General features: G+C 69.7%; 17 protein-coding genes. 10 read left to right on the top strand and 7 right to left on the bottom strand.

Annotated features, from left to right (window positions below; translation table 11 throughout):
• Positions 1-33: 33 nt before the first annotated feature.
• The gene (locus tag IB242_RS01155) at positions 34-1,632 is read right to left on the bottom strand and encodes an ATP-binding protein (RefSeq protein ID WP_192275363.1); all 1,599 of its coding nucleotides are present in this window, start codon (positions 1,630-1,632) and stop codon (positions 34-36) included.
• A 186-nt stretch (positions 1,633-1,818) separates the two neighbouring features.
• Between IB242_RS01155 and sucC the strand changes: the two genes are divergently transcribed.
• The 5 genes from sucC (at position 1,819) to IB242_RS01180 (ending at position 7,999) form a co-directional block, all read left to right on the top strand.
• Entirely contained in the window at positions 1,819-2,988 is a 1,170-nt protein-coding gene (gene sucC / locus IB242_RS01160) for an ADP-forming succinate--CoA ligase subunit beta (RefSeq protein ID WP_192275364.1), read from the top strand.
• A gap of 177 nt (positions 2,989-3,165) precedes the next feature.
• A complete protein-coding gene (sucD, locus tag IB242_RS01165) occupies positions 3,166-4,041 on the top strand; it encodes a succinate--CoA ligase subunit alpha (RefSeq protein WP_192275365.1) in 876 nt (291 codons plus the stop codon).
• Positions 4,042-4,309: 268 nt separating this feature from the next.
• Positions 4,310-5,947, top strand: a complete 1,638-nt coding sequence (locus IB242_RS01170; protein ID WP_192275366.1) for an NAD+ synthase — start codon at positions 4,310-4,312, stop codon at positions 5,945-5,947.
• Positions 5,948-6,152: 205 nt separating this feature from the next.
• A complete protein-coding gene (locus IB242_RS01175) occupies positions 6,153-6,860 on the top strand; it encodes a hypothetical protein (RefSeq protein WP_192275367.1) in 708 nt (235 codons plus the stop codon).
• A gap of 116 nt (positions 6,861-6,976) precedes the next feature.
• Complete coding sequence (locus tag IB242_RS01180) at positions 6,977-7,999, top strand: hypothetical protein (RefSeq protein ID WP_192275368.1); 1,023 nt, start codon at positions 6,977-6,979, stop codon at positions 7,997-7,999.
• A 231-nt stretch (positions 8,000-8,230) separates the two neighbouring features.
• Here IB242_RS01180 and IB242_RS01185 read toward each other — a convergent pair whose 3' ends face one another.
• Positions 8,231-9,109 carry an outer membrane protein assembly factor BamD gene (locus IB242_RS01185; protein ID WP_192275369.1) on the bottom strand — a complete coding sequence of 293 codons (879 nt, stop codon included), beginning with the start codon at positions 9,107-9,109 and terminating at the stop codon, positions 8,231-8,233.
• Between the two features lie 114 nt (positions 9,110-9,223).
• Between IB242_RS01185 and rluD the strand changes: the two genes are divergently transcribed.
• Positions 9,224-10,198 (top strand): 23S rRNA pseudouridine(1911/1915/1917) synthase RluD, encoded by a 975-nt coding sequence (gene rluD / locus IB242_RS01190; protein ID WP_192275370.1) that lies wholly within the window; start codon positions 9,224-9,226, stop codon positions 10,196-10,198.
• 60 nt (positions 10,199-10,258) lie between these two features.
• A complete protein-coding gene (gene pgeF, locus IB242_RS01195) occupies positions 10,259-11,065 on the top strand; it encodes a peptidoglycan editing factor PgeF (RefSeq protein WP_192275371.1) in 807 nt (268 codons plus the stop codon).
• Here pgeF and IB242_RS01200 read toward each other — a convergent pair whose 3' ends face one another.
• Positions 11,066-13,114 carry a hypothetical protein gene (locus IB242_RS01200; RefSeq protein WP_192275372.1) on the bottom strand — a complete coding sequence of 683 codons (2,049 nt, stop codon included), beginning with the start codon at positions 13,112-13,114 and terminating at the stop codon, positions 11,066-11,068.
• A gap of 141 nt (positions 13,115-13,255) precedes the next feature.
• Between IB242_RS01200 and IB242_RS01205 the strand changes: the two genes are divergently transcribed.
• Positions 13,256-14,587, top strand: coding sequence for a DUF1343 domain-containing protein (locus IB242_RS01205; RefSeq protein WP_192275373.1), 1,332 nt, complete (start codon positions 13,256-13,258; stop codon positions 14,585-14,587).
• Between the two features lie 24 nt (positions 14,588-14,611).
• Here IB242_RS01205 and otsA read toward each other — a convergent pair whose 3' ends face one another.
• The 4 genes from otsA to IB242_RS01225 all read right to left on the bottom strand — a co-directional run bounded on the left by otsA (position 14,612) and on the right by IB242_RS01225 (position 21,332).
• Positions 14,612-15,979 carry an alpha,alpha-trehalose-phosphate synthase (UDP-forming) gene (gene otsA, locus IB242_RS01210; RefSeq protein ID WP_192275374.1) on the bottom strand — a complete coding sequence of 456 codons (1,368 nt, stop codon included), beginning with the start codon at positions 15,977-15,979 and terminating at the stop codon, positions 14,612-14,614.
• Complete coding sequence (locus tag IB242_RS01215; RefSeq protein WP_192275375.1) at positions 15,976-17,763, bottom strand: glycoside hydrolase family 15 protein; 1,788 nt, start codon at positions 17,761-17,763, stop codon at positions 15,976-15,978. The genes otsA and IB242_RS01215 overlap by 4 nt, the downstream gene beginning before the upstream one ends.
• A gap of 39 nt (positions 17,764-17,802) precedes the next feature.
• Positions 17,803-18,576, bottom strand: coding sequence for a trehalose-phosphatase (gene otsB, locus IB242_RS01220; RefSeq protein WP_192275376.1), 774 nt, complete (start codon positions 18,574-18,576; stop codon positions 17,803-17,805).
• 338 nt (positions 18,577-18,914) lie between these two features.
• Entirely contained in the window at positions 18,915-21,332 is a 2,418-nt protein-coding gene (locus IB242_RS01225; RefSeq protein ID WP_192275377.1) for a TonB-dependent receptor, read from the bottom strand.
• Positions 21,333-21,523: 191 nt separating this feature from the next.
• Here IB242_RS01225 and IB242_RS01230 point away from each other — a divergent pair, with 191 nt between their 5' ends.
• Both IB242_RS01230 and IB242_RS01235 read left to right on the top strand, forming a co-directional pair.
• Positions 21,524-22,009: a DUF3574 domain-containing protein gene (locus tag IB242_RS01230; RefSeq protein WP_192275378.1), complete on the top strand. Its 486-nt coding sequence runs from the start codon at positions 21,524-21,526 to the stop codon at positions 22,007-22,009.
• 84 nt (positions 22,010-22,093) lie between these two features.
• Positions 22,094-24,346, top strand: coding sequence for a TonB-dependent receptor (locus IB242_RS01235; RefSeq protein ID WP_192275379.1), 2,253 nt, complete (start codon positions 22,094-22,096; stop codon positions 24,344-24,346).
• Positions 24,347-24,394 lie beyond the last annotated feature (48 nt).

The raw sequence follows: 24,394 nt of genomic DNA on the forward strand, positions 1-24,394 counted from the left end.
GAAAGGGCCAAGTCGGTGGCCCGCCGGTTCCGCTCAGACCGGCAGCATCCCGTGAGGCCCCGGCATCGACACGCGGAAGCAGGCGCCACCGCCGGGGACCGGCACGTACTCGAGCCGGGCCTGGTTGGCCCGGCACAGCTCGCGGGCGATGTACAGGCCCAGGCCGGTGCCGTGCTCGGAGGTGGTGAAGAACGGCCGGAACAGCTGCGCCACCACCGCGTCGGGAATGCCCGGGCCACGGTCGAGGACGTCGACCATCGCGTTGCGCTCGGTCTGGAACACCCGCAGCCGGACCCGGGCCGGCTCGTCGAGGATGCGTCCGTACTTCAGCGCGTTGTGGACCAGCGCGGTCAGGATCTGCTGCAGGTGGCGCGGGTCGACCAGGGCCTGGATCGGCTGCCCAGGCACCGCCGCCTCCAGGCTGTCGGTCTCGATCGACAGGGTCAGCCGGTAATCGTCGACGAAGCGCCGCACGAAGGCGCACAGGTCGGTGTTCTCGGGGTTGGCCCGCTCGCGCCGGGCCAGGCCGAGCACGCTCTCGACGATGCCGTTGGTGCGCTGGCACTGCTGGTGGATGATCTGCAGCAGGCGCCGGTCGGCGTCGTCCAGCCCGCGCGATTCCTCCAGCAGCTGCACCGCATAGTTGATCGCCGCCAGCGGGTTGCGGATCTCGTGGGCCAGGCTGGCCGAGAACCGGCCGAGCGCGGCCAGGGTCAGCGACTCGGCGCGGCGCGAGACCACGGTGGCGTCGTCCAGGAACACCAGGGTCAGGTCGCTGTCGGCCAGCAGCCGGGCGAAGCGGGGCTGCACCTCGGGCTGGTCGGGCAGCAGCTGCAGCGGGCTGTCGTCGATCTCCCAGCCGTTGCGCCAGCGCGCCAGTCGCCGCCCCAGCTCGGGCGCCACGCCGTGCAGCGGCACGCTGCCGGCCGCGCCATCGCCCAGCAGCAGCGAGGCGGCCTCGTTGGCCAGGGTGATGCGGCCCTCCACGTCGACCACCAGTACCCCGGTGCGCATGCGTCGGATGATCAGCTCGTTGATCTCGACCAGGTTGGCGACCTCGGCGCTGCGCCGGTCGGCCAGCCGCTGGCTGCTGCGCGCCCGCAGTCCGATCTGGTGCGCCAGCCAGGCCAGGGCCAGGTAGCTGATGACGAACATGCACAGCTCGGCCAGCGAGCGCGGCTGCTGGCCGAATTCCAGCACGGACCACACGTACTCCAGGCCCATCGACACGCTCGCCAGGCCGGCCACCACCAGCGCGTAACGCAGCGGCAGCAGCATCGCGGCGGCGGCGACGTTGAACAGCAGCATCATCGCGATGCCGGACGCCACGCCGGGCAGGGCATGGGTGGCCAGGGTGGCGGCGATGATGTCGATGCAGGTGCCGCCGAACACGATCGGCACCAGCCAGCGCTCGCTGCGGCCGAGCACCAGCAGGCCCAGCGCGGCGACCAGGTAGGCCACCGCGACGGTGCCGCCGAGCACGGGGCTGCGGGCCTCGGCGACCAGGTCCGTCAGCGGGCTGTAGACCAGCGCGGCGACCAGCCCGGCCTCCAGCACCCGGTACAGGGCGAAGAAGTAGAGCTCGCGCTTGGGGATGGATTCGATGCGGTCGATCAGCGAAGCGTGGCGCACGTCCGGCTTCCGGTCGCAGGGCCGGCCAAGTATAGGCGCGGCCGGTCGCCAGGCCCCCGTCCGGTGGGCGTTTTGCACCGCCCCCCGCTTGTCGGCGAGAATATCGGCCCCGCCCCGCCTGCCCGCGGCCGTCCCAGGACGGATCCACGGCCTGCCCGGCGGCCGTTCCCCACATACTGGTGAAGCATGAATTTCCACGAATACCAGGCAAAACAGCTGCTTGCCGAGTACGGCATTCCCGTTCCGGCCGGCAAGGTCGCCGCCACCCCGGACGAGGCGGTCGCTGTCGCCCAGTCGCTGGGCCAGGGCCCCTGGATGGTCAAGGCGCAGATCCACGCGGGCGGCCGCGGCAAGGCCGGCGGCGTCAAGTTCTGCAAGACCGTCGACGACGTGAAGGCCGCTGCGGCCAAGATGCTCGGCACCAAGATGGCCACCTACCAGACCGCCGGCGTCGAGCTGCCGATCAACCTGGTGCTGGTGACCACCGCCGGCGAGATCGTCAAGGAACTGTACCTGTCGGTCCTGGTCGACCGTGGCACCCGTACCATCAGCTTCATCGCCTCGTCCGAAGGCGGCATGGAGATCGAGCAGGTCGCCGCCGAAACCCCGGACAAGATCCACACCCTGAACGTGGACTTCGTCGAGGGCGTGCAGGGTTACCACGGCCGCGACATCGGCTTCAAGATGGGCCTGACCGCCAAGCAGGCCGGCCAGTTCGCCAGCATCATGGTGAACCTGTACCGGATCTTCAACGAGAAGGATCTGGCGCTGGTCGAGATCAACCCGCTGGCGATCCTGGACGACGGCAACCTGTACGCGCTGGACGGCAAGTTCAACAGCGACGACAACGCGAGCTTCCGCCACAAGGCGCTGGTCGCGATGCGCGACAAGTCGCAGGAAGACGAGACCGAAGTGACCGCTTCGGAGCTGGACATCAACTACGTGACCATGGACGGCAACATCGGCTGCATGGTCAACGGCGCCGGTCTGGCCATGGCCACAATGGACGTGATCAAGCTCAACGGCGGCGAGCCGGCGAACTTCCTGGACGTCGGCGGCGGTGCGAACAAGCAGCGCGTCATCGAGGCGTTCAAGCTGATCCTGTCCTCGGACAAGGTCGAAGGCATCTTCGTCAACATCTTCGGCGGCATCGTCCGCTGCGACATGATCGCCGAGGGCATCATCGCCGCGGTCAAGGAAGTGGGCGTCAAGGTGCCGGTCGTGGTGCGCCTGGAAGGCACCAACGTGGAAGAAGGCAAGCAGCTGCTGCGCGACAGCGGCATGGCCATCATCCCGGCCGACAACATCAACGACGGCGCCAAGAAGGTCGTTGAAGCCGTCAAGGCCGCCGCCTGATTCCTTCGGGTTTCGGGGCAGCCAGCGCTCTTTCCAGCCCCCTTGAGTCAAGGGGGCGACGCGGCCGCAAAGCGGCGGCGTGGGGGTTCTGGAGGCAGCGTCCGGGCATGTCCGCGCAGCGGGCATGCCGATGTCCCCGAAGCCTGAAAACCACCAGTATTCCGAGGAATTGAACGCATGAGCGTTTTGATCAACAAGAACACGAAGGTGATCGTGCAGGGCTTCACCGGCCAGCAGGGCACCTTCCACGCCACCCAGATGATCGAGTACGGCACCCAGGTCGTCGGCGGCGTCACCCCGGGCAAGGGCGGCACCACCCACATCGACCTGCCGGTGTTCAACACCGTGGCCGATGCCGTGCAGAGCACCGGCGCCGACGCGTCGGTCATCTACGTGCCGCCGCCGTTCGCGGCCGACGCGATCCTGGAAGCCGCTGCAGCCGGCATCAAGGTCATCGTCTGCATCACCGAAGGCATCCCGGTGCTGGACATGCTGCGCGTGGACAACGTGCTGAAGAAGTCGCACCCGGACACCGTGCTGGTCGGCCCGAACTGCCCCGGCGTGATCACCCCAGGCGAGTGCAAGATCGGCATCATGCCGGGCCACATCCACAAGCCGGGCAAGATCGGCATCGTGTCGCGTTCGGGCACGCTGACCTATGAAGCGGTCAAGCAGACCACCGAAGTCGGCCTGGGCCAGTCCACCTGCATCGGCATCGGTGGTGACCCGATCAACGGCCTGAACTTCGTCGACTGCCTCAAGCTGTTCAACGAAGACCCGCAGACCGAAGGCATCATCATGGTCGGCGAGATCGGCGGCGACGCCGAGGAAGCCGGCGCCGAGTACATCAAGAACCACGTGAAGAAGCCGGTCGTCGGTTTCATCGCCGGTGCGTCGGCTCCGGCCGGCAAGCGCATGGGCCACGCCGGTGCGATCGCCTCGGGCGGCAAGGGCACTGCCGAAGGCAAGTTCGCCGCGATGGAAGCGGCCGGTGTCGTCACCGTCCGCTCGCCGGGCGACCTGGGCGCCGCCATCGCCAAGCTGGTGAAGTAAACCAACCGCGACGACCTCCGGGTCGCGTGGTCCGGGAAAGGCCGCCTTCGGGCGGCCTTTTTCGTTGAGGCCGGTGGGCATCGCGACGCCAGCCCCGCACGACACGCCGTCGACCAGCGCAGGGACACGCGCGGACGTCGCCGTCATGCGCATCTGGAATAATGCGCAGCTGTGGGACCGACGAGGTCCGTGATGCGGTCGCCTGCGATCGCGGCGCATCCCATAGTCCGTCAGGCCGCGCAGCGGCATCAGTGAAAGGTCGACCGTCATGTCCAAGCAGCTCCGCATCGCCCTGGCCCAGTTCGACTTCCCGGTGGGCGCGGTGGCGCGCAACGCCGAGCGCATCGCGGCGCTGATCGCCGAGGCGCGCGACGAGTTCGAGGCCGACGTGGTGGTGTTCCCGGAACTGGCGATCAGCGGCTATCCGCCGGAAGACCTGCTGATGCGGCCCTCGTTCCTGGCCGAGTGCGACGCGGCCCTGAAGCGGGTGGCCGAGGCCGCGACGGGCATCGTCGCCGTGGTCGGCTGGCCGGAGTCGGCCGGTGCGGTGCTGTACAACGCGGCCAGCGTGCTGCGCGACGGCCGCATCGAGGCCACCTACCGCAAGCGCGAGCTGCCCAACTACGCGGTGTTCGACGAGCGCCGCTACTTCGTGGTCGATCCCGACGGCGGCCCGTGCGTGTTCGAGGTCGAGGGCGTCCAGGTCGGCGTGGTGATCTGCGAGGACCTGTGGTTCTCCGAACCGCTGGCCGGCACCGTCGCCGCCGGCGCGCAGCTGGTGGTGGTGCCCAATGCCTCGCCGTACGAGCGTGGGAAGCACGCGCAGCGCGACGCGCTGCTGGCCGAGCGCACCCGTGAATCGGGCGTCGCGCTGGCCTATCTCAACGTCGTCGGCGGACAGGATGCGCTGGTGTTCGACGGCGCCTCGGTCGTGGCCGACGCCGACGGTACCGTGCACCCGGCCGCGGCCGCGTTCACCGAGCAGTGGCTGGTGGTCGACCACGACGTGGACGCGCGCCGCTTCACCCCGGTGCAGTGGATGGACGACGGCGACGAGAGCATGGATGCGCTGGCCTGGCGCTCGGTCACCCGCGGCATCCAGGATTACTGCGCGAAGAACGGCTTCCGCAAGGTCTGGGTCGGCCTGTCCGGCGGCATCGACTCGGCCCTGGTGCTGGCGCTGGCGGTCGACGCGCTGGGCGCGGACAACGTCACCGCGGTGCGGTTGCCGTCGCGCTACACCGCCGATCTTTCCAACGACCTGGCCGCCGAGCAGTGCGCGGTGCTGGGCGTGCGCATGGAGACGGTGCCGATCGAGCCGGCGTTCAAGGGCTTTCTCGAAGGCCTGGCGCCGCTGTTCGAAGGGCAGGCGCCGGACGTCACCGAAGAGAACCTGCAGTCGCGCTGCCGCGGCGCGATCCTGATGGCGCTGGCCAACAGGTTCGGCGGGCTGCTGCTGACCACCGGCAACAAGAGCGAGTACGCGGTCGGCTACGCGACCATCTACGGCGACATGTGCGGCGGCTACGCGCCGCTGAAGGACCTGTACAAAACGGAGGTGTTCGGGCTGTCCAAGTGGCGCAACACGGTCGGCGGCGCGCCGGTGATCCCGCCGGCGGTGATCGCCCGCCCGCCGTCGGCCGAACTGCGCGACAACCAGCTCGACCAGGATTCGCTGCCGCCCTACGACGTGCTCGACGGCATCCTCTACCGGTTCGTCGACAACGAGCAGTCGCGCGACGAGATCGTCGCCGCCGGCTATGCGGCCGAGGTGGTCGACCGGGTGCTGCGCCTGGTCTGGACCAGCGAGTGGAAGCGCCACCAGGCCGCGCCGGGGCCGAAGGTGTCGCGGCGCGCATTCGGGCGCGAGCGGCGCTATCCGATCAGCAACGGCTTTCGCGGCTGAGCCAAGGGCGCCGCGTACAGTCCGACGCCTGCGCGGTGCTTCACGGGCGCGATGGCATGATCCGGACTGGAGTTCCATCCATCCGGGTGGGCCCGCCAGCATCGGCAGCCCTGTGCCAGGGAGGCTGACGACGATGTGCGGAATGCCCGCGTGCCCACCTGCTGCATCGCGGCAGCAGCGTGCGTCGTCCACGGCTTGCCGCCGGATGCTTGCGGTTCTGCTGCCTGCGCTGCCGCTGCTGGCGTCCTGCCAGACGGCCGAGCCGCTGGGGCGTGTGGTCACCCCTGCCCAGGTGCTTCCGACCGATCCGCCGTTGAATCCCGATCCGAAGCACGTCATCCGCCTGTACGGGCGCGCACCGGCGTCGCTGGATTTCCGCTTCCGTGTGGTGTTCACCACGACCAACCAGGAAGGCGACTGCTGGAATCACGCCGGCTTCTGGGACGGTGGGGGGGCGCTGGGATGGGCATACGAGTTCCATCCCGTGCGCAACGGTGATGCGTGGGAAGCCGATTTTGTCGTGGATCGCTACCTGCCGGGGGAGTGCGGATGGGATATCAGTGCCTCGGCCCACATCATTGTGCAGCCCAAAGAGGCCGGCGACGCTTCAGCCTTTGTGCGTGAGATGGATGCTGTTGTCGCCGATGGGCGTGACTTCGATGAGCGTGCGCCTCGTTGTCGATCAGAGTATCCGCGTTGTTCCGAGTCCAGAATGCGGATTCTTTCGAACGCTGATCCTGACGTTCCTGTGCAGGTGCGTTGCAGGCGTCTTTCCCTTGGTCAGCGCATAGGGAACTCAAGCTTCAGGTGCAATCATATGCCGCAGCACAAAACGATGCATTGGATTATCTCGGGCACAGAGAGTGTTCGAATCGATATCTATGATATTGAAATCGAAGAGCCGATGAGTTGATGGATTTTATTTTCTTGGGGAAAACTCATGGGAGGAGGTGGGCTGCCCTCTGCTCCTCAAGAGTGGATGCGAGATGTTGACTGCTGGCAGGAGCTTGACGCAGCGCGCTTCTCGCGGTGTGGCTATTTGAACGCGTCCAGCAGGCGCTGTTGCCCGGCGATGCCTGGCATCCGCAGTTTGGGCATGCGCTGGACTTCGCGCGTGAGGTCCGCGACACCTATGCGACACAGGGGTATCGCATCGAGGTGGTCGGACACGGTACCGGTGGCGCGCACGCGCAGGTGATCGCGCAGACCTTCGGCTGGGGCGGGCGCTCGTTCGATGCGCCAGGTGCGGCCAACATCATCGACTCCAACGGTTATCGCGGCTGGCTGGCGGAGAACGGGGTGACGCCGGCCGGCATGGCCGGGTTCCGGCCGGACCCGCTGGACAGCGGATTCCTGAACTACAAGGTCAACAACAGCGCGATCTCGCAGAAGAGTGGTCCGCATCTGGGCGATGCCCAGTCGATTTCCAGCCTGGAAGGGCGGACCACACCTGAGTCGCGTGCGCGTTATGTGGCCGGGCTGGCAGGTGGCGCCGTCGACGGCACGCCGCTGCTCGGTGAGACGCTGCGGGCAGCAAAGGCGGGAAGGGTGCTCCAGGCCGTCGAGGGTCCGGCACCGCTGGTCCATCACGGACTGGACGCTGCTGACCGGCACGACAAGGACCGGATCGTGTCGGTGTTCGAGGAGGCGGTGCGGCGGCAGGAGCGTGACGATGCGCGGCCGCTGCCGATGTTCGGCGAGCATGGTCGGCGCGAGGCACCTCCTCCGCTGGCGCAGCAGCCACCGGAGGCCGGCCGGGCACCGGATGCCGATGCATCGCAGTGCGAGCGCGACGCCGTGCGTTCCCTGCTGGAGGGCGGGCCGGAGAGTGGTGTGCAGCGCCTGCTGGATGCGGCCCGGCAGGGTGATGCCGGTGCCGTCGACCGGGCGCTGCGTGAGATGACTGGCGGCGCGGCCGGGCAGGCCTGGCTGCAGTCAGGCCTAGACAGGTTGCCGGATGAGCCGCAGCGCGAGGGGCCGGCCAGCGGACAGGAGCGGCAGGCGCAGCAGCATGCCGTGCTGGAACGTGCCGATCCGGCGCAGCTGCGCTAGGTGCCGCAGCGCTGCTGCAACGGTCCGGCCGCGTGCCTGGCCGTCTGCGGGAATCCGCGCACGGTGTGTGCGGCCGCGTCTCCAGCCGCTGGCGCTTGAAGGATGCGTTTCAGCCGTTGTGCCGCAGGGGGCAGTCATGGCGCCGTTGTGTCATGAACGAAAAACCCCGCAACACGGCGTGATGCGGGGTCTTTGCGGTGACGCTGTGCGGCGCCGAGGCGCCAATGCAACTCAGCGGCTGATCGTGGCGTTGCGCTCGCCGGTCGGGGACTTCTCGCCCGCGAACGGGTTCAGGCGACGGATCGCCCAGGGATACTTCGGCCAGTCGCCCGACAGATAGGGGTGCTGCGGGTCGTTGAGCTTGAGCACGCGCTCTGCATCGGCGGCCAGGGTCTCGTTGCCGATCTGCTTGTAGGACTCGGCCAGCGCGGCCACCGCATCGCTCTGGTACAGGCTCTGCGGATAGGTTTCCAGCACGTACTGGGCGCGGCCGACGGCCGACAGCCAGGCGCCGCGGCGCATGTAGTACAGCGCGTTGTCCATCTCGTGGCGGGCGAAGATGTTGCGCAGGGCCAGCATGCGCTCGCGTGCGTCGACCGCGTAACGGCTGTTCGGGTAGCGCTGCACCACGCGGGTGAAATCGTCGTAGGCCTGCTGCGGCGAGGACAGGTCGCGGCGGCTGGGGTCCAGCGACCAGACCCGCTTCATGAAGACCGCATCGCGGTTGGAATTGGACAGGCCGCGCAGGTAGTAGAAGTAGGCGATGTTGCGATGGGTCGGGTAGGTGCGGATGAAGCGGTCGATGGTCGACACCGCCTCGTCGTGCTTGCCCGACTTGTACTGGGCGTAGGCGGTTTCCATCAGCGCCTGCTCGGTATGCGGGCCGAACGGATACTGCGCCACCAGGCGCCGGAAGGTCAGTTCGGCCCCGCTCCAGTTGCCGCGGGTCATCTGCTCGTGGCCCTTGTCGTACAGCTGCTGGACCGGCATGCCTTCCTCGGCATCCTTCTTGCTGTTGCGTCCGCAGCCCGTGGCGAGGACCACGACGGCAAGCAGCAGGGCGGCCAGGCGCAGGGGCGAGGAGAGGGCGGAGCGGGAGCGGTGGGCCATCTTGGTGACTGCGGCGGCGGAAACGGAATGGCCGATGATAGCCTAGTGTCCTGTCCGGCGACTGACTGTTGCCGCCGGAATCCCCGCCGTCGCGCGTTTCCCCGAATCTCCCAGATGCCGCAGACCCCCTCCCGAGAAGCCCTCGTCCCCGACGAGGCCGCCGGCCGCCGTTTCGACGCGGTGCTGGCCGAGCTGTTCCCCGAATACTCCCGCTCCCGCCTGGCGGCCTGGATCAAGTCGGGCGACGTCCTGCTCGACGGCCAGACCGTCCGCCCGCGCGACCCGCTCAGGGGCGGCGAGCGGGTGACCCTGGCGGCGGTCCAGGAGATCCAGACCGAAGCAGCGCCGGAGGACATCCCGCTGGACATCCTGTACGAGGACGACGATGTCTTCGTGCTGGACAAGCCGGCCGGCCTGGTGGTCCATCCCGGCGCCGGCAACCACACCGGCACGCTGGTCAACGCGCTGCTGTTCCGCGACCCGGAGCTGGCCGCGCTGCCGCGCGCCGGCATCGTCCACCGCCTGGACAAGGACACCAGCGGCGTGATGGTCGTGGCCCGCACCCTGCCGGCGCATACCGGCCTGGTGGCGCAGCTGTCGGCGCGCGAGGTCCATCGCCAGTACCTGGCCGTCGTGGTCGGCGCGCTGGTGTCCGGCGGCACCGCCAATGCGCCGATCGACCGGCATCCGCGCGACCGCCTGCGCATGGCGGTGCGCGACGATGGCAAGGATGCCGTGACCCACTACCGGCTGCGCGAGCGCTTCCGTGCGCACACCGCACTCGAATGCAGGCTGGAAACCGGCCGCACCCACCAGATCCGCGTGCACATGCAGCACCAGCGGCACCCGATCGTCGGCGACCCGCTGTACGGTGGCCCGCTGAAGCTGCCCAAGGGCGCAAGCGAGACGCTGACCACCACCCTGCGCGGGTTCGGCCGGCAGGCGCTGCACGCCGAGACGCTGGAGTTCGCGCACCCGGTCGGCGGTCAGCCGGTGCGGGCCTCGGCGCCGGTGCCGGCCGACATGATCGACCTGCTGCGCGCGCTGCGCGAGGACACCCGCGACTGGGAAGAGAACCAGCGGCGCTGAGTGGCCGTTGCTTCTCCGCGTCCGCGGCCCCATCCCGCCGCCTGCCTTCGAGCGTCCGCCATGTCCGCCTCCCGCATCGCCTGCCTGCCCGCCGCCTGGCCTGCGCCGCCAGGCGTGGTCGCATTCACCACCCTGCGCCATGGCGCGGGCGTGTCGCAGCCGCCGCGGGACAGCTTCAATCTGGGCGGACGCTGCGGCGACGCGCCGGACGCGGTGCGCGCCAACCGCCAGGCGCTGCAGCGCGACCTCGGCCTGCCGTCCGCGCCGCACTGGCTGCGCCAGGTGCACGGCACCGGGGTGCTGCGGGTCGATGGCCCTCCTGCCGGCGACGACGAGGAGCCCGAAGCGGACGCGGCGGTGACCTCCACGGCCGGGACGGTGCTGGCGATCCTCACGGCCGACTGCCTGCCCGTGGTGTTGGCCGCGGCCGACGGCAGCGAGGTCGGCGCGGCCCATGCCGGCTGGCGTGGGCTGGCGGCCGGCATGCTGGAGGCCACGGTCGCGGCGATGCGCACACCGCCAGTACAGCTGCTGGCCTGGCTGGGCCCCGCTGCAGGTCCGCAGGCCTACGAAATCGGCGAGGAGGTGCATGCGGCCTTCGTCGACCGCGATCCCGATGCGGCAGCGGCGTTCGTCGCCACCCGGCCCGGGCACTGGCGGGTGGATCTGTATGCGCTGGCGCGCCGGCGCCTGGTCGCGGCCGGGCTGGTGCCGTCGGCGATCCACGGCGGCGACCTATGCACGATCAGCGACCCGTCGCGTTTCTTCTCGCATCGCCGCGATCAGGTCACCGGTCGCATCGCGACACTGGCCTGGATCGAGCCCGCACCATCGGCTCGCCAGCGCGCGACCCGTCATCCGTCGTGATCAGGAAGCCGTAGTCGCCTCGCCAGGATACGTCGCCAGGTAGCGGTTCAGGCCCTGCGACCGCAGCAGCCGGGCGGCGGCGCGCCAGTCGACGGGGCGGCCCGACTTCAGCGCTTCCAGGATCGCCACCACCGACAGCTCGACCTCGGGCAGGCCTGCGGCGTCGGCCAGCGTGCGCCGCTGCTCGATCGCCTCGAACAGCACCGCGTTGGCCTCGGCATAGCCGAGCGGCGCGGTGTCGCCATGCGCCTGCTTCCACGCGGGGCTGGCGAGCACCGCTTCCACGTGCGACTGGATCAGCCAGGTCGCGCGCCCGACCAGTTTCAGGTTGCCCGGCTGCACGCTGGTCATCGTGTTGCCGACCACGCGTCCCAGCCCGGCCATCACGCCGGTGGAGTGCGCGTTGAGCAGCATCTTCAATGCGATGGTCTGGTTCAGTGCGAACGCATCGCGCTGCGGGATCGTCAGTGCGACCACCGGCACCGGCCGCGGCAGCGCGGCCAGCGCCTGCAGCAGCGCCGGCTGCACCGGGCGCGCCGACACCGACACCAGCACCAGCGAGGTGTCGGCGGCGGCGAAGGTCTGCAGCCACTCCAGGTGGCGGGCGTCGGGCGTTTCGTCGCCGAGCACGATCAGCGCGCCATGGTCGCCGGCCTGGGGGCCGGAGCGCGCGAGGTTCGGTGCGGAGAACGACAGGTCGTAACGCGCCTGCTGCTCGCTGCCGGCGTCGCGCAGGCTGCGCAGCGCAGCCTCGCGCAGGTAGGGGTCGGTGACTTCCTGCTCGAACGGGGCCAGATAGCGTTCGCGCGACAGCCCATGAAAGGGCCGCTGCAGCAGGGCCTGCCAGGCCTGCTGCGGCGACCCGGCCGGCGTCCAGACCTGGATCCAGGAGCGGCGTTCGGGGGCGTCGACCGGGTCCAGCGGCGCCAGACGGAAGGTCGGCGCGCGCTCGGTGACGTCGACGAACACCGGCATCAGCGCGCGCGTAGCCAGATAGGTGGCGTGGCGGCCGTTCCCGTACGCTGCGGTTTCGCGGTCGGTCCAGGCGGCCAGCCGCGGCGCGGTCGCCGCGACGCTGCGCTGGATGTCGGCGAAGCCGCGCAGGCGCTCGCCGATGCCGGCATCGGCGAAGCCCAGCGCGGCCAGCTCGTCGGCCGGCAGCAGCTCCTGCAGCAGGCGCCGGGCGGCGTCCTCCAGCACCACGCCGAGCACGTACAGGCTGGTGGTGGTGGCCTGCATCCGGGTCGAGCCGGTGATCGCCTGCGGGCCGGTCGGCAGCGCGATCTTGGCGATGCGCGCATCGTCCAGCACCCGGCGGCTGCGCTCGAACGGGCGCAGCACGTCGTCGGGGTTGTTGTAGACGAACCAGGTGCGGCCGGCGCCGCCCTGGTCGGCCGCGGCCAGCGCGGTGCCGATCACCGCCGAGGTCTCGCCGCCTTCGGTGACCGCGAACACCAGGTCCTGCGGACCGATGCCGTTGTCCTCCAGCTGCAGCCTGCCGATCGAAGGCAGGTCCTCGAAGCCTTCCAGCGAGCTGATCAGGGCGCGGTCGCCGCCGGTGATCTCGCCGCGCACGCGTTCGCCCAGGTCCGGGTGGCGCGCGGCGATCGCCGGCCATGACGGGGACTGCGCCGCGCGCTGCCAGAACGGGCGCCACAGGCCGCTTTCGATGGTCTCGGCCAGGCGCCCTGTCGAGCCGGTGCCGTAGAAGTACAGCCGGTGGCCGTCGCGCAGCGCGCCGGTCATCGCCTGCGACGCCTGTTCCAGCGCGGCCAGCCGCTGCGGGTCGTCGGCGACCTGCTGCAGGGCCAGGGCGATGTCCTCGTCCACCGACAGCAGCGCGGCCAGACCGGCGGCGGTGTCGCCGGCGATGCGCTGGCTCAGGTCGAAGGTGCGCGGGTGGCGCTGCTCGGTCAGCAGCGTATGCAGCTGGAACTGCTGCTTGCCTCCCACGAAATCCTGCGACTGGGCCGAGGGGGTGACGCCGAGGCGACCGGCGTCGGCGGACGCTGCGGGGGCCAGGACACCGGCCATGACAAGGAAGGACATGCTGCGCATCAATCGGCTCGCCGTTCTGGGCATCGGGGGTACCTGGCCAGGAAGGAAAACGCGCGGAATGCCGTCTCCACCCGGCATGCCGCCAGCCTGCTATCGTCGATGACAACGATAGCAAAGCCCGTCGGAGCGACCATGCCCGAACTTCATCGTCCGGTCCATTGCCATCCGTGCGGCGCGGCACCGGTCGCGAGCCCGGTGGTCCTGGCCTCGCTGTCGCTGCTGCTGGCGCTCGGTCTGTCGCTGCCGGTGGCCGCGAAGACGCCGCCCGCCCCGCCGCTGTCCACCGAGGCCCTGTCCGCGCCACGGCTGGGGATCGAGATCCTGCTGACCGAGCGCATCGACCTGCTGCGCGGCAGGCGCGTCGGCCTGGTCACCAATGCCACCGGCGTCGACCGTCAGCTGCGCAGCACGGTCGACCTGCTGGCCGCGCACCCGCAGGTGGAACTGGTCGCCCTGTTCGGGCCGGAGCACGGCGTACGCGGCGACGTGCAAGCGGGCGACCACGTCGCCGACATCCGCGATGCGGCCACCGGCCTGCCGGTGCACAGCCTGTACGGCGAGCATCGCGCGCCGACGCCGGCGATGCTGGCCGGCATCGAGGTACTCGTATTCGACATCCAGGACGTCGGCACGCGCTTCTACACCTACCCGTACACGCTGGCCGGGGTGATGCGCGCGGCCGCGGCCGCGGGGATTCCGGTCGTGGTGCCGGACCGTCCGGATCCCATCGGCGGCGTGCTGGTCGAAGGGCCGGTGCTGGACCCGGCGCTCGCATCCTTCGTCGGGATGTTCCCGATCCCGCTGCGGCATGGCATGACCATCGGCGAGCTGGCACGGCTGTTCAACGCCGAGTACGGCATCGGCGCGGAGCTGCACGTGGTGCCCATGCAGGGCTGGGCGCGTGGCGACGAGCCGCTGCGAACCGCGCTGCCCTGGGTGCCGCCGTCACCGAACATGCCCACGCCGGACACCGCCCTTGTCTACCCCGGCACCGGCCTGCTCGAAGGCACGAATGTGTCGGAAGGGCGCGGCACCACGCGTCCGTTCGAGATCGTCGGTGCGCCGTTCGTCGATGCGCCGGCGCTGGCCGCGCGCCTGAACGCGCAGGCCCTGCCGGGCGTGCTGTTCCGCCCGGTCTGGTTCACCCCCAGCTTCTCCAAGCATGCCGGCCAGCCCAGCGCCGGGGTGCAGCTGCATGTGACCGACCGCACCGCGTTCCGGCCCGTGCGCACCGGCATCGCCGTGCTCAAGGCGCTGCATGACCAGCATCCGGAGGCCTTCGCCTTCCTGCCGGGCGATCCTCCGTTCTTCGACCGGCTCGCCGGCATCGGCTGGCTGCGCGATGCGATCGACCGCGGGATGCCGCTGGACGCGATCGAGGCGCGCTGGCAGCCCGGACTCGAAGCGTTCGCGCCGGTACGGCGCCGTTACCTGCTGTACCCGGAGCCCGTGCCGCCGCGGTGAGCGCCCTGCGGCGCGCGACCGGCGTCAGACCGCTTCCAGCGCGTCCAGGTAATCGCGGCGCCAGGCATGGATGTCGTGGCGCTGCAGGTACTCCATCATCGTGTGCCAGCGCTCGCGGCGGCGTGCCAGCGGCATCGTCGCCGCAGTGGCGATCGCATCTGCCACGCCGTCCAGGTCGTGCGGGTTGACCTGCAGCGCCTCCTTCAGCTCGTGGGCCGCGCCGGCCAGCAGCGACAGCACCAGCACGCCGGGGTTCTCCGGATCCTGCGAGGCCACGTACTCCTTGGCGACGAGGTTCATGCCGTCGCGCAGCGGGGTGACCAGGCCGACCCGCGCGCAGCGGTAGAAGCCGGTCAGGGTGGCGTGCGGGAAGTTGCGGTTGACGTAGCGCAGCGGCGTCCATTCCGGCTCGGCGTGCGCGCCGTTGATGTGGCCGGCGATCTGTTCCAGTTCGCCGCGCAGGCGCTGGTACTCGTTGACGTCGCCGCGCGACACCGGCGCGATCTGCAGATAGGTCAGGCTGCCCTTCTGGTCCGGATGCCGTTCCAGGTAACGCTCGAAACCGTGGAAGCGCTCGGGCAGTCCCTTGGAGTAGTCGAGCCGGTCCACGCCGATCGCCAGCTGGCGCCGCTCCAGGCTGGCGCGCAGGTCGCGCAGCGCCGGCTTGTTGACCGCGGCGGCGGCCTGGCGGGCGATGTGCGCGGTGTCGATGCTGATCGGGAACGTGCCGGTGCGGAATGCGCGTCCACCCGGCGCTTCGAGCAGGTTGGGCGCGAGGATGCGGCCGCCGCCGTACAGGCGCACGTAGGACTGGAAGCGGTCGTTGTCGCGCTGGGTCTGGAAGCCGATCAGGTCGTAGGCGTACAGCGTGGAGAACAGCCGCTGGTGGTCGGGCATCGCCATCAGCAGATCGGCCGACGGCACCGGCACGTGCAGGAAGAAGCCGATCTTGCAGCCGACGCCGCGCTCGCGCAGCAGCGCCGCCAGCGGGATCAGGTGGTAATCGTGGATCCAGACGGTGTCGTCGTCGCGCAGCATCGGCGCGAGCCGGTCGGCGAACAGCGCGTTGACCCGGCGGTAGCCTTCGCGGGTGGCGCGGTCGTAGTCGACCAGGTCCAGCCGGAAGTGCAGCAGCGGCCACAGCGCGCGGTTGGAGAAACCGTTGTAGTAGGCGTCGATGTCGGCCTTGTTGAGGTCGACCGTGGCGTAGCGGATGTCGCCATCCTGCTGCTCGTGCAGTTCGCCGCTGTTGCCGCGCACGGTCTTGCCGCTCCAGCCGAACCACAATCCGCCGCGCTCGCGCAGCGCGCCCTGCAGGGCGACCGCAAGACCGCCGGCGCGGTTCTCACCGGGCAGGGCGACGCGGTTGGAGACGACGACCAGGCGGCTCATGACGCCTCCTGCCAGGACCGCGACAGCCGCATCGCGGCGATGATCAGGCCCACGTGCGAGTAGGTCTGCGGGAAGTTGCCCCAGCCTTCGCCATCCTCGAACGCCATGTCCTCCGACAGCAGGCCCAGGTGGTTGCGGTGCGAGAGCACGCGCTCGAACAGTTCGCGCGCCTCGTCGATCCGGCCGATCGCGGCCAGCGCGTCGATGTACCAGAATGTGCAGATGGTGAAGCTGGTTTCCGGCGCGCCGAAGTCGTCCGGCGCGATGTAGCGGTAGATTCCGTCGCCATGGCGCAGGTCGCGGCCGATCGCCTCGACCGTGGCCACGTAGCGCGGATCGTCGGCGGCAACGAAGCCGATGTCGACCAGCAGCAGCAGCGAGGCATCCAGGTAGTCGCTCTGGAACGACGCGCTGAAATGGCCGGCTTCCTCGCGCCAGGCGCGCTCCAGCGTGGTCGCGCGGATGGTGTCGGCGCGGCCGCGCCAGTACTCGGCGCGTTCGTGCAGCTGCAGGCGCTGGGCGATCTTGGCCAGGCGGTCGCAGGCGGCCCAGCACATCGCCGCGGTGTAGGTGTGGACCTCGGCGCGGCCGCGGAACTCCCACAGGCCGGCGTCGGGCACGTCGTGCAGGGCGAAGGCGCGCTCGCCCAGCGGCTCGAGCCGGGCGAAGGTACCCGCATCGCCGGGATCGACCAGGCGCTGGTCGAAGAACAGCTGGGTCGAGGCCAGCACGACCGAGCCGTAGACGTCGTGCTGCTTCTGGATCCAGGCCAGGTTGCCGCGCCGCACCGGGCCCATGCCGCGGTAGCCGGCCAGCGAATCGACCTCGTGCTCGTCCAGCCTGTCCTCGAAGCCGATGCCGTACAGCGGCTGCAGGCTGCCATCGCTGGTGGCGATGTTGAAGATGTAGCGCAGGAACTCCTCCATGCTGCGGGTCGCGCCCAGGCGGTTGAGCGCGCGCACCACGAAGGCCGCATCGCGCAGCCAGCAGTAGCGGTAGTCCCAGTTGCGGATCGAGCCGGGGGCCTCGGGAATCGAGGAGGTCATCGCGGCGATGATCGCGCCGCTGTCCTCGTACTGGCACAGCTTGAGCGTGATCGCGCTGCGGATCACCGCTTCCTGCCACTCCAGCGGCACCGACAGGTAGCGGACCCATTCGCGCCAGTAGTCGGTGGTCCGGTTCAGCGCTTCTTCGACATACCCGGAGATCGAGCGCTGCAGCGATTCGTCCGGACCCAGGATCAGGTGCAGCGGATGGCTGAGCACGAACGGCAGGCCGTCGCGGATGAAGCGGACCGGTACGTCGGTGGTCAGGCGCAGGGTGAAGTCGGGCAGCAGCCAGCGCATGTGGTTGCTGCCCCAGGTGTGCTCGGGCACGCGTGCGCCCCAGTCGGCCAGCGGCCGCGCCAGCACGCGGATGCGCGGATTGCCCGACAGCGGCGTGATCCGGCGGATGATCGAGACCGGCCGGTAGAAGCGGCCGTTGTTGCGCCAGCGCGGGGCGAAATCCAGGATTTCCACCGAGGCGCCATGCGCATCGTGCAGCACGGTACGCAGCACGGCGGTGTTGGGGATGTAGGCCTGCTCGCTGCGGGCGAAGTCTTCCAGCTCGATCGCGAAATCGCCACCTTCATGCTCGCGCGGCGAGAGCAGGGCGCAGAACGCGGGGTCGCCGTCGAAGGCCGGCAGGCAGCCCCAGACCACGCGACCGTGTTCGTTCACCAGCGCGCCGAAACTGCCGTTGCCGATCACGCCAAGCTGCAGGTTGGCTTCGTGTACTTGCATTCCAGTCCCCATCGGATCGGGGCGGCGGCGCGGGATGCGCTACCGCGTGGTGGTCTCCAGTGCCGCGGCGTTCGTCGCCAGCCAGGCGTGCACGGCGGCGGTGCCCGGCAGTCCGTAGGTCGCCGCGCTTCCGGCGCGGTCGCCGACCAGCACCGCCCAGCCGCCGAGGCGCTGGGCGGCGGCGAAGCCGAACTCGTCGGTCAGGTCGTCGCCGATGAACACCGGCGTGCGTCCGGCAAAGGCCGGCTGCCGCATCATCCGGGCGACCGCGCCGCCCTTGTCGGTGCCTTCAGGCACGAATTCGACGACATGGTTGCCCGGCTGAAGGCGATAGCCCGGCAGCGCCGGCAGCCAGGCGAGCGCGAAGGCCTGCACGGTTTCGCCGGCCTCCGGTGCCGCGCGCCAGTGCAGGGCGATGCTCACGCCCTTGTCCTCGACCAGCACGCCGGGATGGGCTGCCGCCATCCTGGCGGCGTCGTGATGCAGCGCGTGCAGGAACGCCGAGGTGTCATCGGGCAGCGCGTCGCGGGCGTCGGCGCTGCTGCGGAACTCGTGCCCGTGCAGGCCGGCGGATGGCAGGCGCAGCGGAGCGAACAGCGTGTCCAGCTGCGCCAGCGGGCGGCCGCTGACCAGGGCCACCGCGCCATGCAGGCGGTCGCTGATGCGGCCGATCGCGTCCAGCACGCCGGGCAGGACGTGGACGCTGGACGGATCGTCGCTGAAGTCGATCAGGGTGCCGTCGACATCGAGGAACAACGCGCAGGCGTCGTCCAGCAACGGCGGCGATGGTCGTGGGGGGGGTGCATCGGCCATGCCGCCCATTGTGCCGGGACGGATGTGATGTTCAGGTTATGCGGCTGGCCAGGATCGTCGCCGAACGACGGCAATCGGAGTGCAACGACGCGATTCGTGCGTACCTGCGCAGGTCGGCGTCGGCTGTCGGTGAATGATCGGCCGCCATGCTGTGCCAGCGGCCGTGTCGGGCAGGTGAGGTCCGGGACCGGCGCTCGCGGATGGGCAGCTGGCCTGCGCGTCGGCCTGATCGCGGTCGGGGCCGGTGCCCCATCCCGACCAGCGGCTCATGGCGGATCGGGTGGGGACATGCCAACGGCATCATGACCCCGCCGCCATCGGCGGCGGGGCCGGCGTGCTCAGAAGCTGTAGCGGACGCGGCTGTAGTAGTACGCGCCGTTGCTGCCGATCGGCGACAGCACGTCGTAGGGCAGGTTGCCGAAGTAGTGGATGTCCTCGTTGGAGAGGTCGGCGTACTCGTCGGTCAGGTTCTGCCCGCCCAGGGCCACGCTCCAGCGCTCGTTGAAGCGGTACTCGACCTCTGCGTCGAGCTGCCACTTGGCGCTGTAGACCTGTTCGGGCTCGAAGCCGCCGCCGAAGTTGAAGATGCGCCTGGCGCTGCCATGCCGCTGCACGCGGGTCAGCAGGTTCCAGTGGTCGTTGCTCCAGGTGGCGCTGAACTGGGCGCGGGTGCGCGGTGCGGCGTCGGTCAGGGTGTTGCTCTCCTCGACGCCGAACAGCAAGTAGGACGGATCCAGCGCGGTCAGCTGCGCCGGCGTGGCGACGATGTTCTCCAGCTCGGTCTTGGCGTAGCTCCAGGTGCCGGTCAGCAGCAGACGGCCGCCGGCCAGTTCATCGCGCCAGTTGGCCACCAGCTCGGCGCCGCGGGTGCGGGTGTCGGCGGCGTTGACGAAGAACTGCGCGCTCTCGATGGTGGCTACGTCGAAATTGGCGTCGACGAAACCGGTCAGCGCGTCGCCGGTGATCGCCTCGGACAGCGCGACGCGGTCGTCGATCTCGATCTGGAACAGGTCGAACGACAGGTCGAAGTGCTCGCCGATGCGGCTGGTGAAGCCCAGGCTGAGGTTGAGCGACGTCTCCGGCTTCAGCTCGGTCGCGCCGAGCGCACGCGCGATCGGGTTGTTCACCGACAGCAGGCGGCCCTGCACGATCTGGCCGGCGGCGTTGTAGCCGGTGCTGGTGGATTCGTAGCCGATCTGGGCCAGCGAGGGCGCACGGAAGTTGTTGGACACCGCGCCGCGCAGCGCGAACGCCGGGGCGAACTCGTAGCGGGCGGCCAGCTTGCCGGTGAACTCGCCACCGAAATCCTCGTCATGCTCATAGCGTGCGCTGAGGTCGGTGCTGAACTTCTCGCCGAAACGGCTGGACAGGCCGGCGTAGAGGCTGGCGACATCGCGATCGAGGTCGGCCTCGTCCTGCGGGGTCAGGCCGCCACCGGCCTGCGAGCCGGCCGGGCGGTCGGTGAAGGGGCCGACCGCGTAGCTGGCCGGGTCGCCGGCACCGGTTTCGTAGTGTTCGGTGCGGAACTCGGCACCGACCGCGACGGTATGGAAGTTGGCGCCGGCGTCGAACCCGCGGCTCAGGTCGATGTTGGCCAAGGTCTGGTCGAAGGCGTAGTCGCCGGTACGGAAGCGGGTCGGGCTGGACGGGCCGAGCGAGGCGTTGATCGAGTCGACCAGGCGATAGGTGAATTCATTGCGCCCGTGGTTGAGGCTGGCGTCGTAGTCCCACTCGCCCAGGCGGCCGCGCACGCCGGCCACGGCCGACACGTCGAGGTTCTCGCCGAGCGAGACCGGGCGGAAGCCGTTCGGATAGACCTGCGGCCAGTTGGCCGCGCCGTCCGGATAGCGGAAGTAGTTGGCGCCGCGCGTGTCGCGCTGGTTCCAGGTGCCGAAGGCGTAGGCGGTGGCGTCCTCGCCCAGCGGCAGCTCGGCGTTCAACCAAGCGTTGATGTCCTTGGACTGGCCATCGCCCAGGTGGTAATTGCGCTGGCCCTGCACGGCCAGGTTGGCGGGGGTCTGGTCCCACGGCGGCACCTGGTCGAAGCCGGCGCGGTTGGTCGCGTTGCGGTGCTTGTACTCCAGGCCGACGCGCAGGAAGCCGCCCTCTCCCAGGCCGGTGCCGACCTTGCCGCTGAGGAAGGTGGTCTGGCCGTCGGTCAGGGTGCGGTCGATCGGCTCGACGTCGGTGTGGTGCGCGCCGTAGCTGGCTTCAAGCTCGCCGCCTTCGGCGCGGCTGTCGAGGATCACGTTGATCACGCCGGCCACGGCATCGGAGCCGTACTGGGCGCCGGCGCCGTCGCGCAGCACCTCGATGCGCTGGATCGCGCTGACCGGGATCGCGTTGAAATCCACCGGCGTGGTGCCGCGGCCGATCTTGCTGCCGGTGCTGACCAGGGCGCTGGTGTGGCGGCGCTTGCCGTTGACCAGCACGAGGACCTGGTCGGGCGAGAGGCCGCGCAGCTGCGCGGCACGCACGTGGTCGGCGCCGCCGGAGTTGGACTGGCGCGGGAAGTTGAACGAGGGCAGCAGGGTCTGCAGTGCGCTGCCCAGTTCGCCGTTGAGCACGCCCGCCTTGCGGATGTCCTCAGCGGTCAGCACGTCGACCGGCGAGGTCGACTCGAGCACGGTGCGGTCGCTGGCGCGCGTGCCGGTGACGATGACCTGGTCGAGGGTGGTGGTGGCCTGCGCAAAGGCGGTGGAGGGCAGGGCGAGCGCCAGGGCGATGGCGAGGGGCGTGCGGGGCAGCAGCTGCATGGGGACTTCCGGTGCGGGGGCGGGGGTCCGGATGGCTCTTCATATTCATCCGGATGGAGCGATATGATAGCGGCCCCGCCGCGCCTGCGGCATCCCCTCCGGCACCCCGACCGGGCATCAGCTCATTGCCTTTGGTTATTTGCCCGGATTTCCTCACGCCCCACACGCTGCCCCGCCCTGGAGTCCCGCCGATGTCCCTGCGTCTGCCTGCCCTCGTCCTGCTGCTTGCCGGTCTGTCCGGCCTCGGCGCCTGCGCCACCACCGCACCCGCCGCCGCCCCGCAGGCGACCACGTCCAGCTTCCACGGCGATGCCGCCCGCCCGGCCGCGGCCCAGGGCTGGGTGCGCAGCGAGCTGTACTTCGGTGTAGGCCGCGAGGATGGGCCGTCGGAACGGGCGCAGACCGACGCCATCGGCGAGGAGCGCTGGCGCGCCTTCCTGGACAAGGAGGTCACCGCGCGCTTCCCGGACGGGCTGACCGTGTTCGACGCCTACGGCCAATGGCTGTTCCGCGGCGCGCCCGAGCCGAACCGGCTGCGCTCCAAAGTGCTGGTGATCCTGCACGAGGACACCCCGCAGCGCCGCGCCGACATCGAGGCGATCCGCCTGGCCTGGAAGGAGGCCACCGGCCACCAGTCGGTGCTGTGGGCGCGGCAGCCGGTCGAGGTCTCGTTCTGAGCCCCGACGGCCGGCACTTCCGCCGTTCGCTGCATTGCATCATCGTGACATCCCCGTGACCCCCACCACCGAGGCCCCACCGCCATGAGCCGACCGATCCGCGTCCGCCTGCCGCGCCGTTCCGTTCTCGCCACCGCACTGCTTGCCGCCGCCGTCACCCCGTCGCTGTCGTTCGCACAGGACGCCGCCACCCTGGACGCGGTGCAGGTCACCGCGCAGCGCAAGGTCGAGAACATCCGCGACGTGCCGGTCTCGCTGACCAGCATCGATGCCGAGAAGCTGGACGTGTACGGCTCTGGCGGCGCCGACATCCGCTTCCTGTCCGCGCGCGTGCCCAGCCTGAACATCGAGTCGTCCTACGGCCGCGCGTTCCCGCGCTTCTACATCCGCGGCCTGGGCAACACCGACTTCGACCTCAACGCCTCGCAGCCGGTGTCGCTGGTGTACGACGACGTGGTCCAGGAAAGCCCGCTGCTGAAGGGCTTCCCGCTGTTCGATCTGGAACGTGTTGAAGTGCTGCGCGGCCCGCAGGGCACGCTGTTCGGCCGCAACACCCCGGCTGGTGTGGTCAAGTTCGATTCGGTGCGGCCGTCGCAGGAATTCGGCGGCTATGCGCAGATCGGCTACGGCAGCGACGACCTGACCACCTTCGAAGGCGCGGTCGGCGGTGCGTTGAGCGCGCGCTGGTCGGCCCGCGTGTCCGCGCTGTACCAGCGCCGCGACGACTGGGTCGACAACACCTACGCGGCCGGCAGCAGCGACGGGTTCGAGGGTTACGACGAGTCCGCCGCGCGCCTGCAGTTCCTGTACGAGGGCGACGATTTCGAGGCGCTGCTGAACCTGCACAAGCGCCACCTCAACGGCACCGCGCGGCTGTTCCGGGCCAACATCATCCAGCCCGGGACCAACGACTTCGTGCCCGGCTTCGACAAGGACAAGGTGGCCGTCGACGGCCAGAACTTCTCCTGGCTCGACACCTGGGGCGCGAGCGCGCGCCTGCGCTGGGATTTCGGCGACCTGAGCCTGCACTCGATCACCGGCTACGAGACCGCCGAATCGCTGAACCGCGGCGACATCGATGGTGGCTACGGTGCGGTGTTCCTGCCCGTTTCCGGCCCAGGGGTGATTCCGTTCGCCTCCGAGTCGGCCGACGGCCTGCCCGACCACAAGCAGATCAGCCAGGAATTCCGCCTGGAATCGGCGCTGGACGGCCCGTTCAACTGGCAGGCCGGCCTGTTCTGGTACCGCGAAGAAATCACCATCGACAGCTTCAACTACGACTCGCTGGCGCCCGGCAATCCGCTGGCCGGCCGCGCCGTGCAGCAGCAGGAGAACACCGCCTGGGCGGTGTTCGGTTCCGGCGAGTACGCGGTCAGCGACAAGCTGAAGCTGCGCGCCGGCCTGCGCTACACGCAGGACAAGAAGGATTTCTCGGCCAGCGTGCTGGAGGCCGCGCCGTTCGGTGCGCCGGTCGGCGGGCCTTACCTGGTGTCCACCGACGTCGACGACGTCAGCTGGGACCTGAGCGCGGTCTATGCGCTCAGCGACACGGTCAACCTGTATGGCCGCGTGGCGAAGGGTTTCCGTGCGCCGTCGGTGCAGGGCCGGCTGCTGTTCGCCGATCCGACCGCGCCCAACGGCGGCGTGTCCACCGCCGATTCGGAAGAGGTGATCTCCTATGAGGTCGGCGTCAAGGCCGACCTGTGGGACCGCCGCGCACGCCTGGGCTTCAACGTGTTCCGCTACACCGTCGACGACCAGCAGATCATCGCGGTCGGTGGCAGCAGCAACATCGCGACCCTGCTCAATGCCGACCGCAGCGTCGGCCAGGGCTTCGAACTGGACCTGGAGGCCTACCTGACCGACAACCTGCTGGTCACCCTGGGCAGCAGCTACAACGACACCGAGATCCAGGACGGTACGCTGGCGGTGGCGCCGTGCGCGGCCTGCACCGTGACCGATCCGCGCGATGGTTCGGGCCGTGCGCTGATCGACGGCAACCCGCTGCCGCAGGCGCCGGAGTGGGTGCACAACCTGAGCGCGCGCTATGCGTTCACGCTGGGCGAGGGCAGCGAACTGTACGTGCTGACCGACTGGGCCTACCGCAGCGAGGTCAACTTCTTCCTGTACGAATCGGCCGAGTTCCGTGGCAGGTCCACGCTGGAAGGCGGCCTGCGGGTCGGCTATTCGTGGGGCCATGGCGATCGCGAGGTCGCGCTGTTCGGTCGCAACATCACCGACCAGACCCGCATCGTCGGCGCGATCGACTTCAACAACCTCACCGGCTTCATCAACGAGCCGCGCACCTGGGGCGTGGAGTTCCGCACCCGCTTCTGAGCGTGGTGTCCTCGCGGGAGCGGGCTTTGCTTGCACCCCCTTTTCGGG

The organism is Xanthomonas sp. XNM01, from assembly GCF_014851915.1.
GTDB lineage: Bacteria > Pseudomonadota > Gammaproteobacteria > Xanthomonadales > Xanthomonadaceae > Pseudoxanthomonas.

Coding starts and splice junctions, on each gene's coding strand:
- sucC (WP_192275364.1), top strand. CDS start 1,819: ATGAATTTCCACGAATACCAGGCAAAACAGCTGCTTGCCGAGTACGGC.
- sucD (WP_192275365.1), top strand. CDS start 3,166: ATGAGCGTTTTGATCAACAAGAACACGAAGGTGATCGTGCAGGGCTTC.
- IB242_RS01170 (WP_192275366.1), top strand. CDS start 4,310: ATGTCCAAGCAGCTCCGCATCGCCCTGGCCCAGTTCGACTTCCCGGTG.
- IB242_RS01175 (WP_192275367.1), top strand. CDS start 6,153: ATGCTTGCGGTTCTGCTGCCTGCGCTGCCGCTGCTGGCGTCCTGCCAG.
- IB242_RS01185 (WP_192275369.1), bottom strand. CDS start 9,109: ATGGCCCACCGCTCCCGCTCCGCCCTCTCCTCGCCCCTGCGCCTGGCC.
- rluD (WP_192275370.1), top strand. CDS start 9,224: ATGCCGCAGACCCCCTCCCGAGAAGCCCTCGTCCCCGACGAGGCCGCC.
- pgeF (WP_192275371.1), top strand. CDS start 10,259: ATGTCCGCCTCCCGCATCGCCTGCCTGCCCGCCGCCTGGCCTGCGCCG.
- IB242_RS01200 (WP_192275372.1), bottom strand. CDS start 13,114: ATGTCCTTCCTTGTCATGGCCGGTGTCCTGGCCCCCGCAGCGTCCGCC.
- IB242_RS01205 (WP_192275373.1), top strand. CDS start 13,256: ATGCCCGAACTTCATCGTCCGGTCCATTGCCATCCGTGCGGCGCGGCA.
- otsA (WP_192275374.1), bottom strand. CDS start 15,979: ATGAGCCGCCTGGTCGTCGTCTCCAACCGCGTCGCCCTGCCCGGTGAG.
- IB242_RS01215 (WP_192275375.1), bottom strand. CDS start 17,763: ATGCAAGTACACGAAGCCAACCTGCAGCTTGGCGTGATCGGCAACGGC.
- otsB (WP_192275376.1), bottom strand. CDS start 18,576: ATGGCCGATGCACCCCCCCCACGACCATCGCCGCCGTTGCTGGACGAC.
- IB242_RS01225 (WP_192275377.1), bottom strand. CDS start 21,332: ATGCAGCTGCTGCCCCGCACGCCCCTCGCCATCGCCCTGGCGCTCGCC.
- IB242_RS01230 (WP_192275378.1), top strand. CDS start 21,524: ATGTCCCTGCGTCTGCCTGCCCTCGTCCTGCTGCTTGCCGGTCTGTCC.
- IB242_RS01235 (WP_192275379.1), top strand. CDS start 22,094: ATGAGCCGACCGATCCGCGTCCGCCTGCCGCGCCGTTCCGTTCTCGCC.